The sequence below is a fragment of the Sanguibacter massiliensis genome, from assembly GCF_900240335.1.
Taxonomy (GTDB): Bacteria; Actinomycetota; Actinomycetes; order Actinomycetales; family Cellulomonadaceae; genus Flavimobilis; species Flavimobilis massiliensis.
The window spans coordinates 1,655,033-1,668,206 of the sequence record NZ_LT964979.1 but is presented as its reverse complement, the minus strand read 5'-3'; the positions used below and the strand labels follow the sequence as shown (position 1 = coordinate 1,668,206).

The window sequence follows — 13,174 nt, the reverse complement described above, 5'->3', positions numbered from 1 at the left end:
CGGGGCGCGTGTACCCTTGCACCGCACGGCCGATTCGTGCGAGGTGAATGGAGCAAGACCCCGCCGTCGCATCGCCGGTCGATCGGGGGTCTCGTGGCACGACAGGGAGAGTGACGTCAACGGTGAGCAGCTACCCTATGGGAGCGTCCGGAGGTGCCGTCGGCGTACCTGCGGCGCTCGGCAAGCGACTCGGTGCGCGTCTCGTCGACTCGCTCATCGCATCGATCCCGATGCTGCCGTTCCTCCCCGCGTACTTCGAGGCCCTTGCGACGATGTCGGCCGAGTCTGACACGGCACCGACGTCGATCGACATGATCGGGGACGCGCTCCGCGGTCTCTCCGTCGGCAGCGGCATCTCGCTCGTCGTCGGCCTCGTGCAGCTCTGGCTGCTGGGCTCCAAGGGGTGGTCGCTCGGCAAGCGGCTCATGGGGATCTCGCTCGTCGACGCGTCGACCGGCGCCCCCCTCGGCATCGGTCGTGCCTTCCTCCGGGAGCTGATGTTCGGGCTTCTCACCGGCGTGGTGTTCCTCGGCATCATCTCAATCTTCCTCGACTCCTCCGGGCGCCGGGCAGGCTGGCACGACAAGATGGTCAACGCGAACGTCGTCGACGGGCTGCCGGGCCGAGCACCGTCGTCTACCAGGCCGGCGGCGGCCCGTCCTGCGGCGTCCGCAGCAGGCCGCGCGGGCTCGGTCCCGCAGCCTGCCCCGCCGCTTCCCGGCTTCGGTTCTGCGTCGGTGCCACCGGCGCCGGGGTATCCGGCGCCGCCTGTCTCCGTGCCGGCGCCGGGCGTCGGCGCGCCCGTGCCCGGGCCTGGTGGACCTGTGCCGTCCGTCCAGGGGTATCCGCCTGTGCCGGGTCAGCCTTTGCCGCCTGCGCCGGGTCATGGGTATCCGCCTGCGCCGGGTCAGCCGTTGCCGCCTGCGCCGGGTCAGCCTTTGCCGCCTGCGCCGGGTCAGGGTTTGCCGCCTGCGCCGCGTCAGGGTTTCCCGCCTGCGCCGGGTCAGGGTTTGCCGCCTGCGCCGGGTCAGCCTTTGCCGCCTGCGCCGGGTCAGCCTTTGCCGCCTGCGCCGGGTCAGCCCTTGCCGCCTGCGCCGGATCAGGGTTTCCCGCCTGCGCCGGGTCAGGGTTTGCCGCCTGCGCCGGGTCAGGGTTTGCCGCCTGCGCCGGGTCAGCCCTTGCCGCCTGCGCCGGATCAGGGTTTCCCGCCTGCGCCCGTGGTGCCCGGCCCGACGCCTCCGGTTGCCGGACCCCCGGCACCCGTGGCTGTACCTGCACCCGCGCCTGCCGCCGCACAGCCGGCACCTGCCGGCGGCGCGACGCTCATCACGAGCGTCCCCGGCAGCGTCCGCGCGGACGCGTCCCCGGCCCTCGCCACGGCCCCGGCCGTGCCCACGGTGTCGGACCAGCTGCCCTCCGGTGGGCTGGTCCTCGACGAGGACCTTGAGCTCACGCGCCTGCGGCCCCGGACCACGGAGGTCCCCGCCGTCGACGACGGCGCGATCCCGGCGTCCGCGCTCCTGCGCATCTCCGACGGTCGTGAGCTGACGATCACGGGCACGGTGCTCGTCGGGCGCAACCCCGCGGCCGGCGACGGCGAGGAGGTCGGTGAGCTCGTCCGCGTGTCTGACCCTGGGCGGTCCGTGTCGAAGACCCACGTGATGATCGGCGTCGACGACGAGGGCGTGTGGGCTGCCGACCGAGCCTCGACGAACGGCACTGTCGTCACGCTCGCGGACGGTCAACAGATCATCTGCGCCGAGAACCAGGTCGTCCGGCTCCCCGAAGGATCGAGCGTGACGTTCGGCGACTACTCCATCTCGTTCGAGTTCCGCGGCGCCTGAGGACACACGTGCACACTCTCTGGGGATCGGCGACTGACCGCGGTCGCGTCCGCTCGCTCAACGAGGACTCGCTCCTGGCGTGCCCTCCCGTCTTCCTCGTCGCTGACGGGATGGGTGGTCACGACGCCGGCAACGTCGCGAGCCGCATCGTCGTCGACGCGTTCTCGGCGCTCGTCGGTCACGACACGGCGACGCCGGACGCCGTCCACGACGCGTTTGCGAACGCGGGCGTCCGCATGCGCGAGACGCTCGGAGCACGCCTCGGCGGGACAACGGTCGCCGGGGTCGCCGTCACGGAGGTCGATGGCGCCGAGTACTGGCTGATCTTCAACATCGGGGACTCGCGCGTCTACCGGGTCTCGGACGGCTCCCTCGAGCAGGTGAGCGTCGACCACTCGGTCGTCCAGGAGCTCATCGACACGGGCGAGATCACCGTGGCGGACGCGCGGATCCATCCTGAACGGCACGTCATCACCAGAGCTGTCGGGACGGGCTCGGAGCCGGACCCTGACTACTGGCTCCTCCCGGTCGCGGCGCACGACAGGCTCATGCTCTGCTCGGACGGGCTGACGAGCGAGCTCGACGATCCGACGATCCTCCAGGCGCTCACGACGCTCGACGACCCTCAGCAGGCTGCGGACTGGCTCGTCGGGGCAGCGGTTGAGGCGGGCGGCCGGGACAACGTCACGGTCGTCGTCGTCGACGTCGCCTCGACGCGGGCAGACCTGCCGATCGACGACGCAACCGTCACGCGGGGCTCGCTCGAGCGCATCCGTGAGCAGCGGCATGCAGCGGGCGGCACCCGCTGGAAAGAGGAGCTCCCCGGCGAGACGGGGCCCCGCAGCGCGCTGCAGCCGGCCGTCGTGGCACCCGCCACGGCTCCGGTCCCACCCCGCGCCCCCGCACCCGTGCCAACTCCTGCACGGGGTCCCGTCCCTCCGCCCCCGCCGGCACCCGGGGGTGCGGCATGATCGTTCCTCGGTCGGTTCCCGGCGACTGGTTCGCGGTCGTCGTCGACGGCGTCGCCGTCATGCTCCCGCCGCGTACCCCTGCCGGGCTCCTCGACGCGGTGTGGGATACGTTGCGCGACGGGGGGGACGTCGTCGACGTCCGCCGTGTCGTGGCCGACGAGGTGCGGGCGTGCGGCGCGCTGTCGGTCGTCGGCGGCGCGGTGCAGGCAGTGCTCCTCGGTGACGTTGTGCTCAGCGCGCGCACGGCCCGCGGCGACGACGTGCGCCGCGGCGAACCCGATCGCTGGCAGGAGCACCATCTCCGCGACGTCGACGGACTCGTCCTCGAGGCCGTCGGCGCGACACGTCTCGGTGCCGACGCGCTTCCCGTTCTCGCCGCGGTCGTGCCCTCGGCTGCCGTCGAGCTCGGTCTCGTCCTCCGTGCGGGCCTGTCACCCGCCGCGGAAGAGCCGTCGTCGGCCGCAGCACCCTCGGCCGACGCGCACGTCGTGGACCTCCCCGACGACCTCGACGACGACGGTGACACCGTGCTCCAGGTGACTGCCGAGCTCAGGGCGCAGGTCGACGCCCTCGCCGCAGCAGCCGCGCACCCCGCAGCGCCCGCGCACCCCGGAGCGCCCGCCGACGCATCTCCGGCAGCGTCGTCTGAGGAGCAGCACGACTACTCGCTCGACGAGGACCACCTCGACGCCATGACGATCCTCGGGGTCGATCACTCGCTCCGTGCTGAGGTCGACGCCCTCGCGGCGGAGGCCGAGCGCTCGGCAGGGACCGGATCCGCCACGGCACCGGCCGACGCCGACGGTCACCTCGCGCCGCACCCGCCGGTCCCGCTCCCGGACGCATCCGGAACGTTGCCGCGGCCGGCGGCGCACCCTGTGCTCCCGCCGCCACCCGCACCCCTCGGCCCGGTCGCGGCGAGCACGCGCGTCGACGCGGCCGCGGATCACGACGGGCTGACGGTCATGAGCTCGGACCTCGTCGAGATCCGCAAGAACCTGCCGACGTGGACCGGAGACCGCGTGCCCGGTCCCTTCGCGGTGCCCGCGGAGCGCGGCACCGCAAAGCTCGTGATGTCCTCGGGCCTCGTCGTGACGCTCGAGCGCACCGTGCTCATCGGGCGTGCGCCTGTCGTCAGCAGGGTCCCGAACAGGTCGCTGCCGCGTCTCGTCACCGTGCCGAGCCCGCACCACGACATCTCACGGACGCACGTGCAGGTGCAGGACGACGGGGACCGGGTCTTCCTCACGGACCTTCACTCGACCAACGGCGTCGTCGTCCACGGCGCGGGCAGCGCCGCCGTGCGGCTCGCACCAGGTGTGCCGACGCTCCTCGTGCTGGGCGCGACCGTCGACATCGGCGACGGCGTCACCTTCTCGGTGGTGCGCGACCGATGAGAGCACGTCGAGAACCCGCAGTTCCCCCGCACATCCCCGGCTACGAGTACGTCAAGCTGCTCGGCCTCGGGGGTTTCGCGGACGTCTTCGAGTACCGCCAGGACCTTCCGTCGCGCTCGGTCGCGGTCAAGGTGCTCCTCGCGAGCTCGCTCGACGACGAGACGCGCGTCCGGTTCTCGACCGAGGCCAACCTCATGGCCCAGCTCTCGCACCACCCGTCGATCGTCACAATCCACCACGCCGATATCTCGGCCGACGGCCGTCCGTACCTCGTCATGGAGTACTGCTCGCGGCCCGGCATCGGTGCCCGCTACCGCACGGAGCGCATCACGGTGCAGGAGACGCTGCGTACCGGGATCCGTCTCGCGTCCGCGGTCGAGTCCGCGCACCGCCTCGGTATCCTCCACCGTGACATCAAGCCGGCGAACATCCTCACGACCGACTTCGGGTATCCCGCGCTCACCGACTTTGGCATCGCGGCGGCGACGGGCGGCGCGGGCGCCGCGGGGACGGGCATGTCGATCCCATGGTCGCCTCCCGAGCTCCTGCAGTCGGAGCCGCACGGCGACACGCGGGCCGACGTCTACTCGCTCGGCGCGACGGTCTACTCGATGCTCGCGGGCCGTTCGCCGTTCGAGATCGCGGGGCAGCCCAACGGTGCCGCTGACCTCATCTACCGCATCGAGCGGTCGCCCCTGCCGAACATCGACCGCGACGACGTGCCGACGTCGCTCCAGGCGGTCCTCGCACGGTCGATGAGCAAGGACCCGGTCCGGCGGTACCCGACGGCGGTCGGGTTCGCGCACGCGCTCCAGCAGATCGAGCGGTCGCTCGGTCTCACGGCCACGCAGATCGACGTCCTCGACCCGACGGAGCGCGCGGTCCCGCGCGTGCAGAACACGTCGGCCGAGGTGAGTGCTGAGGCGACGCGCGCCCGGCCGATCGTCACGATCGACCCGTCGGCACAGGAGCCAGCACCGGCGCCTGTGCCGACGCCGGAGCCGGTGCAGCCGGCCGTGCCCGCGCTGGCTGCACCGTTCGGCGCGGCTTACGCGACGTCGCACGGCGCCCCCGTGCCCGCGCACCTTCCGGCACCGACCCCCGGCTACGTCCTGCCCGCACCACCGCCGGTTCCGGGGCCGAGCGCGCCGTCCGTGCCTCCGACGCGGTCCGGGGGCACCGGCCGAACGGTCGCGGTCGCGGCCTCGGTGGTCGTGCTCGCCGGGGTGCTCGTCGGGGCTGGCTATCTCGCGTTCGGACGCGACGCGGACGAGCCACGCCCTTCCGTGACGACGCCGACGGCCGAGCCGAGCCCGGAGCCGACGACGATCACGTCCGGCCGGGTGCCCTCGCCGACGACGCTGCAGGCGACGGAGATCGGCACGGGCACGGTCCGCTTCACGTGGGTGAACCCCGCGGCGCAGGACGGCGACGGCTACCTCTGGGGTCTCGAGGACTCCGAGCGTCGTGAGCGAGTCGAGGTGCCGTACGTCGACGTCCCGCTGCCCGAGGGCACGGACTCCGTGTGCATCGAAGTCTCGATCGTGCGGGCCAACGGCCAGCTGTCGACGACACCGCTCGAAGGGTGTTTCCCATGACGACGACGCGACGCGCACGGCAGCTCGACAAGGCCGCGGGTCTCTCCCCGCGGCGCCGGTGGGCGACGTACTCGGCCGTGGGCCTCGTGCCCGCGGTCCTCGCGACGCTCGCGCTCGTCAACCCGGGCGTCACCGTCGAGCAGGTCGAACTCAACGACGGAGGCGTGTGGCTGACGTACCGCAACCAGCAGAAGCTCGCGCGGTACAGCTCGCAGGTCAAGGAGCTCGACGGCGGACTCGTGGCGCAGGGCGGCAACGTCTTCGAGGTGCTGCAGTCCGGGCGTGACGTCGTGCTCGTCGAGCCAGGCGCGCTCACGCTCGTCGACCCGGCGGCGGTCGCGCTCACGAGCGCGATCGAGGTCGGCGGTACGGAACGTGTCTCGGTCGCGGGCGGCTCGTACGCGGTGACGTCGGCCGACGGGCACGTGTGGGCAGGACGCACCACGGACCTCGGCGCGCTCTCGCTCGAGCCGGAGTCGGCGACGCTCACGCTCGGAGCGGGGGCGGTCGCGGTCGCGACCGACACGGGCGACGTCGTGGCCCTCGACCCCGCGACGGGCGCCGTGCACCGGGGTGATCTCCAGGACGAGGCGCTGACGTTCGCGGAGGACGGCACGATGAAGGACGCGGGTGAGGCCGTGACGGCCGCGCTCGCTGCCGCACCGAACCCGCCGGGCGGCGTCGACGCGATGGTCGGCGGCATCGCGCAGCCGGTCCAGGCTGCGGCTGTCGGTGACCAGCTCGTCGTCCTCGCGGGCACGACGCTCTACGGCGACGGCTGGTCGAGCGACGTCTCGGCGGCGGGTGCGGACCCTATTCTCCAGCTCACGGGGCCGGCGCACGACGCGGTCCTCGTCGCGACAACCACGAACCTTGTGCGCATCCCGTCGTCGGGCGGCGACGTCGAGCTCGTCGCGCCCGGCGCGACCGGTGCGGCTGCGGCGCCCGTCGTCGCGCGCGGCTGCGAGTACGGTGCCTGGTCGACGCCGACGGCGAGCTACCTGCGCAGGTGCGCGGGCCAGGAGGACCAGGTGGAGAGCCTCGAGGGCATGACGCCCTCGACCCAGCTGCGGTTCCGCGTCAACCGCGGGATCGTCGTCCTCAACGACGTCGTCGGCGGCATGATGTGGCTCCCCGAGGACGTTCCGCAGATGCTCACGCCGAACTGGCAGGACATCGAGGACCGCACCGAGGCGGAGACGGAGAAGGACTCGGACGCGCAGGACCAGGAGAAGGACGACGCGGTCGACACGTGCCGCGACGAGGAGTCCGAGCCGATGCCGGAACCTGACGAGTTCGGGGTCCGAGCAGGCCGTACGACCGTGCTCCCCGTGCTCGACAACGACGTCAACACTGAGTGCGGTGTCCTCACCGTCGCGTCGATCGACCCCCTCCCCGAAGAGGTCGGCCACATCCAGGCGATCGCCGGCGGCCGATCGCTGCAGGTCGTCGTCAAGCCGGGCGCGAGCGGCACGTACACGCTCAACTACACGGTGTCCGACGGCCGCCGACGGGGCACACCGCCTGCGTCGACCGTGCGGATCCGGGTGACGCCCGACGGCGACGACGGCGCACCGACCCAGGTCCGCGTGCCGGTCGCGCAGGTCGAGGCCCGCGCCGCCACCGAGGTCGACGTCCTTTCCTCGTTCCTTGACCCTGACGGCGACGACCTCAGGCTCGTCGGCGCGAGCACGGGCGAGGGCGCCCAGGTGACGTCGCGCCAGGACGGGCTGCTGCGCTTCCAGGCGGGTGACCGTCTCGGTCGGCACCGCGTCTCCGTGCGCGTCACGGACGGCACGACGGAGCCGGTCGAGGGCGAGGTCCTCGTCGACGTGCGTGCGGCGGGCACGCTCGCACCGCAGCTCGACCCGCTGCTCGCCGAGACGTTCGTCGGCGAGCCTGTGCAGGTCGACGTCCTCGCGGCGGTCAGGCCGACGACGGTGGCCCCGGTGACGCTCACGGCGGTCGACGCGGTCGAAGGTGTCGAGGTGACGCCGGACCTCTCGACGGGCACGTTCATGTTCTCCGCCCCGGCTGCAGGCTCGTACTACGTGCCGTTCACGGTGTCGGCCGGTTCCCAGACGACGCGCGGCCTCGCGCGCATCGAGGTCGTCGAACGTCCGGAGTCGGTCCTGCCGCCGGTCGCGGTGAGCGACCGTGCGATGCTGCCGAACGGCGGTGAGGTGACGATCTCGCCGACGGCCAACGACACCGACCCCAACGGGCTCGTGCTCGTGCTCACGTCGGTCCGCGCCGAGGAGGGGTCGGCGCTGCGGCTCGGCGTGCTCGGTCACGAGCTGCTGCGCATCACGGCGACGCGCCGGCTTGAGGGCCCGGAGAAGGTCCGGTACACGGTCTCGAACGGCATCGCGGAGTCGACGGGGGAGATCCTCGTCATTCCGAGGGCTGCGGAGTCGAAGGACCGCGCCCCGGTCGCGCGGGACGTCGAGGTCACCGTCCGCACGGGCGGTGTCGTGACGATCCCGGTGCTCGAGAGCGCGTCCGACCCGGACGGTGACAAGGTGTCGCTGCGCGGCACGCTCGTCGAGGAGCCGTCTGACGGCCTCATGTTCGTCTCGGGGGACGTCCTGCGTTTCCAGGCGCCGTCGTCGCCGTCGACGGTGACGGCCCGTTTCGCCGTCGTCGACCCGCACGGCAACGAGGCCGCGGCGCGCGTGACGATCAACGTCCGGGCGTCGGACCCGGCGACGAAGGCACCGCCGCGTCCGCAGGACGTCGAGGCCCGGGTGTTCGCGGGCCAGCGCGTCCGTGTGATCATCCCGCTCATCGGCATTGACGACGACGGTGACGGCGTGCAGCTGCTCGGGCAGGCATCCGCGCCGACGAAGGGTGTCGTCGTCTCGTCCGGCGCGGACTACCTCGAGTACGAGGCGTTCCCGGACTCGTCGGGCACGGACACCTTCACGTACGCGGTCGAGGACTGGGTGGGCCAGCGTGCTGTCGCGACGGTGCGTGTCGGCATCGCGAAGGCGCCCGCGGACCCCCCGGCGATCGTCGCGCGCGACGACGAGGTGCGCGTGCGGCCGGGCGAGCGCGTCGAGGTGCGCGTCCTCCTCAACGACGTCGACCCGTCGGGTGGTGAGCTGACGCTCACGTCACCGCTCGAGCCGGTCGACGGCATCACGGAGCTCGGCATCGAGGGCCGGCGCATCGTCGCTGTGGCCCCGGAGAAGCCGGGCACGTACAACGTGCCGTACCGCGTCTCGAACGAGTTCGGGGCGTGGGCGACGGCGACGCTCGCGATCGTCGTCTCGACGGACGCCCGGATCCTGCCGCCGATCGCGAACGACGTCGTCGTGCCCGCGACGGAGACGATCGAGAAGACGTCGGTGAAGGTCGACGTGCTCGCAGTCGCGGTCAATCCGTCAGGTCCGCTGTCGGACCTTGCGCTGTCGGTGCCGGCGTCCCACGCGGACCAGGCGCGCGTGGTCGACGGCAAGGTCGAGGTGACGCTCGGCCCGACGGCCCGCACCGTGCCGTTCCTCCTCACGAACACGCGGCCGGAGGCCGAGGGGGCGCACGCGTACGCGTTCGTCACCGTGCCTGCGCTCGGCGACTTCCCGCCGGTCAAGCGTCCCAAGGCGCGCGACCTGCGGGTGGGAGCGGGCGAGGAACTGCTCATCGATATCGCGGAGTTCGTTCAGGTGGGGCCGGGCAAGACGGCGCGCATCGCGTCGGAGCAGTCGGTGACGGCGACGCGCAGCGACGGCTCGAGCCTCATCGTCGACGAGACGACGCTCCGGTACGTCTCCGACAAGGCCTTCCAGGGCGGACCGGCGTCGATCACGTTCGACGTCGTCGACGGGCCCGTCGGGATGCTCGGGACGCGCACGGCGACGATCTCGCTGCCGATCACCGTCTTCGCGACTGCGACGGTTCCGCCGACGTTCCAACCGCGGCTCATCGAGGTCGCCCAGGGTGGCGCGCCCATCTCGCTCGACCTCACGCGTGTGACGGTCGGTCCGGAGGGCATGACGCCCGAGCAGAACAGGTACACCTACTCGATCGTCCAGGCGCCGAACGGTTCGTCAGGTGTGACGGCGACGCTCTCCGGCTCGGTGCTGACGCTCGCGGCCGCGCCGGGCGCGACGCGGGGAGCGGTCGGCACCGTGAGCCTCGCCATCGGTTACGGCGAGGGGCAGAGCCTGCCCGCGCAGATCGACTTCCGTGTCCTCGCGTCCGACAGGCAGCTGGCGCGCGTCTCGGACATCGAGCGCAACGTGGCGGCTGGCGAGGCGGTGACCTTCAACGTGCTCGAGGGCGCGTTCAACCCGTTCGATCGTCCGCTGCGTGTCGTGTCCGCGGCGAACGAGACGGGCGGCGTGTCCGTGCCGGTGTCGATCAGTGCGTCGAGCGTCACGGTCACCCCACCTGCGAACCTTGTCGGTCGGCTCACGGTGCGCTTCGCGGTCCGCGACGAGACGGACGACCCGGCGCGTGAGGTCGGCGGTCAGATCGTCCTCAACGTCCGCGCGGCACCCGACGTCCCGACGGGTCTCACGGTCGGTGCGGTCGGGAACAGGACCGTCGAGCTCTCGTGGCTCGCGCCCGCCGCGAACGGTGCGCCCATCACGGGTTACGTCGTCGTCGACCAGACGGGCAAGGAGAGGTCCTGCGCGTCGACGAGCTGCACGATGACCGAGCTGAAGAACGGCACGGACTACACGTTCCGCGTGCAGGCCGTCAACGAGATCGGCGCGTCGGAGCTCTCGGCCCCGGTGGGGCCGGCGACGCCTGACACGCTGCCCGAGGCGCCCGGGGCGCCGCAGGCGAAGTTCGGCGACGGCGAGCTCACGGTGTCGTGGAACCAGCCGGCGACCGAAGGGTCACCCATCGCGAAGTACCGCATCGAGCTGCGTGGCACGGGCGCACCGGGCGTCGTCGACGAGACGGCACTCACCCGGACGTTCACGGGCCTGCGCAACGGCGAGTCGTACTCGGTGCGCGTGCGCGCGGTCTCGAGCCGTGACCAGGAAGGGCCGTGGTCGCCGATCACGACCGAGGTGCCCGCGGGGGTTCCGGGGGCGCCGGTCGTGACGGCGACGCGCAGCAACGACAGCAAGATCGGCAACGGTGTCGTCAACGTCTCGTGGGACAAGGCGCCGGACAACGGCGGAGCGATCAAGAGCTACGCGGTCACCGCGACCCCTGAGGGTGGCGGCAACACGATCACCAGGACGACGACCGGCGAGACCAGCGTGCGCCTCGAGGGCGTGCGCAACGGCGTCACCTACACGGTGAAGGTCGTCGCGACGAACAAGGCTGGCGAGGGCGCACCCGGCCGCACGACCGTGCGGACGTGGGCGGCGCCGAGCGCGGTCTCAGGGAGCCCGGCCACACCATCGACGTTCCGTCCGTTCGCTGACGGTCAGGCGACCTATCGGTGGACTCCCCCTGACAACCTGGGCGGCGCCGGTATCTCGCTTGACCACTACGAGGTGAAGGTCGGCGACAAGACCACGAAGGTGACGTCGAGGGAGTTCACGGTCGGTGGGCTCGACGGCGGGACGACGTCGCCCACGATCGTCGTGCGCGCGTGCACGGTGCCTGAGGCGGGTTCGAGCCCGGTCTGCTCGGACCCGGCATCCATCCCCGGGGTCGAGGTCTTCACTGCAGCCAAGCCTGCGACGATCGACGTAAAGAACGCGAGCGCCGGAAAGTACGAGGTCGTCGTCACCGCCCCGGGTCGGGACGAGATCGGTGGCGGCAGCGCGTCGACGAGCTACACGTTGACCGTCAACGGCTCGGTCGTGTCGGAAGGACAGCTCGACATCGGCAAGTCCGTCACACTCGCAAGCGCCGCGACCGAGTGGTTGAGCCACAACGACCAGGTGGTCGTGAAGGCGGTCGTGTCGAAGGCCGACCAGAATGATGCCGTCACCACAGCCGACGTGAGGATCCCGCAGATCGGCGAGCCGGGAGCCCCGACCGTCAACCTCCTCACAGGGCTGCCGTCCGGCACCTACGGCGTCTCGTGGACGAAGCCGTCCGTGGGCCCCCCATGGAAGTTCGACCGCTACGAGGTGTGCCTTGGTGCGACGTGCACCGAGGACACCATCGTGAAGATCACCGATGTCGAGACGCTGCAGCAGACGTGGGAGAACCTCGACCCTGGGAACTACAACGTCAAGGTGCGCATCGTCGGGAAGCGGCCGTTCGACAAGGACCTCAAGGCGACTGCGTGGGGCGAGACGACGTTCGAGGTTCTTCCGCCACCGACGCCCGACCCGACGCCGACGGAGCCTACCGACCAGCCGACCGACGAACCCGCCGACGGAGCCGAAGCCGGCGCCTGACGCCGCACCTGCACCGCTCGCCCACGCACGACCCGCATGACGCCGCACCTGCGGCACGGACCTCCTGAGGAGAACGCACTGTGATCACCCCCGAGCAGGCCGGTTGGTTCCGTGAGACCTTCGAGACTCTTGTCGACAACGTCTCGCAGGCCGTCCTCGGCAAGCAGCACACGGTCCGCCTCGCGTTCACGGCGCTGCTCGCCGAGGGGCACCTTCTCCTCGAGGACGCGCCCGGCACGGGCAAGACGTCGCTCGCGCGCTCGCTCGCCGCGACGGTTCAAGGCACGCACAATCGCATCCAGTTCACGCCTGACCTCCTGCCGTCGGACGTCACGGGTGTCTCGGTCTACGACCAGGGGCAGAACCGCTTCGAGTTCCACCGCGGGCCGATCTTCGCGTCGATCGTCCTCGCCGACGAGATCAACCGTGCGTCGCCCAAGACGCAGTCCGCGCTCCTCGAGGTCATGGAGGAGTCACGGGTCACCGTCGACGGCGAGCCCCACGCCGTCGGCCGCCCGTTCATGGTCATCGCGACCCAGAACCCCATCGAGCAGGCAGGCACGTACCGGCTCCCCGAGGCGCAGCTCGACCGATTCCTCATCAAGACATCCCTGGGCTACCCCGACCACGCGTCGACCGTCCAGATCCTCGCGGGTTCCGCGACGCGCGACCGCACGGCCGGGCTGCGCCCCCGCATCACGACCGACGCGGTCGCCGACATGGCTGACATGGCGGCCGACGTCCACGTCGACGACGCCGTCCTCGACTACATCTCGCGGCTCGCCGAGGCGACGCGCACCGACACGCGCACGCGACTCGGCGTGTCCGTGCGTGGCTGCCTCGCGCTCGTGCGCTGCGCCAAGGTGTGGGCTGCTGCCCAGGGTCGTGCGTTCGTGGTCCCCGACGACGTCAAGGACCTTGCCGAGCCCGTGCTCGCGCACCGGCTCGTCCTCGATGTCGAGTCCGAGTTCGCGGGCGTCACCGCGCCCGAGATCATCCAGGACGTGCTCGCGACGACCGCACCGCCCGTGGAGCGGGTCGGCTGAC

6 protein-coding genes are annotated in these 13,174 nt (G+C 71.7%); all 6 read left to right on the top strand.

The features are described 5' to 3' along the window. Positions 1–122 precede the first annotated feature (122 nt). The 6 genes from C1729_RS07765 to C1729_RS07740 all read left to right on the top strand — a co-directional run bounded on the left by C1729_RS07765 (position 123) and on the right by C1729_RS07740 (position 13,173). Entirely contained in the window at positions 123–1,844 is a 1,722-nt protein-coding gene (locus tag C1729_RS07765; protein ID WP_165375453.1) for an RDD family protein, read from the top strand. 8 nt (positions 1,845–1,852) lie between these two features. Further along, on the top strand, positions 1,853–2,815 hold the full coding sequence (locus C1729_RS07760; RefSeq protein ID WP_102509437.1) for a PP2C family protein-serine/threonine phosphatase: 963 nt from the start codon (positions 1,853–1,855) through the stop codon (positions 2,813–2,815). Next, entirely contained in the window at positions 2,812–4,212 is a 1,401-nt protein-coding gene (locus C1729_RS07755) for an FHA domain-containing protein (RefSeq protein WP_102509436.1), read from the top strand. The genes C1729_RS07760 and C1729_RS07755 overlap by 4 nt, the downstream gene beginning before the upstream one ends. Beyond that, a complete protein-coding gene (locus tag C1729_RS07750) occupies positions 4,209–5,810 on the top strand; it encodes a serine/threonine protein kinase (protein WP_102509435.1) in 1,602 nt (533 codons plus the stop codon). Before C1729_RS07755 ends, C1729_RS07750 begins: the two co-directional genes overlap by 4 nt. Then, positions 5,807–12,127: an Ig-like domain-containing protein gene (locus C1729_RS07745; protein ID WP_102509434.1), complete on the top strand. Its 6,321-nt coding sequence runs from the start codon at positions 5,807–5,809 to the stop codon at positions 12,125–12,127. Before C1729_RS07750 ends, C1729_RS07745 begins: the two co-directional genes overlap by 4 nt. 83 nt (positions 12,128–12,210) lie before the next feature. Further along, positions 12,211–13,173, top strand: a complete 963-nt coding sequence (locus C1729_RS07740; protein WP_102510583.1) for an AAA family ATPase — start codon at positions 12,211–12,213, stop codon at positions 13,171–13,173. Position 13,174: the final 1 nt, after the last annotated feature.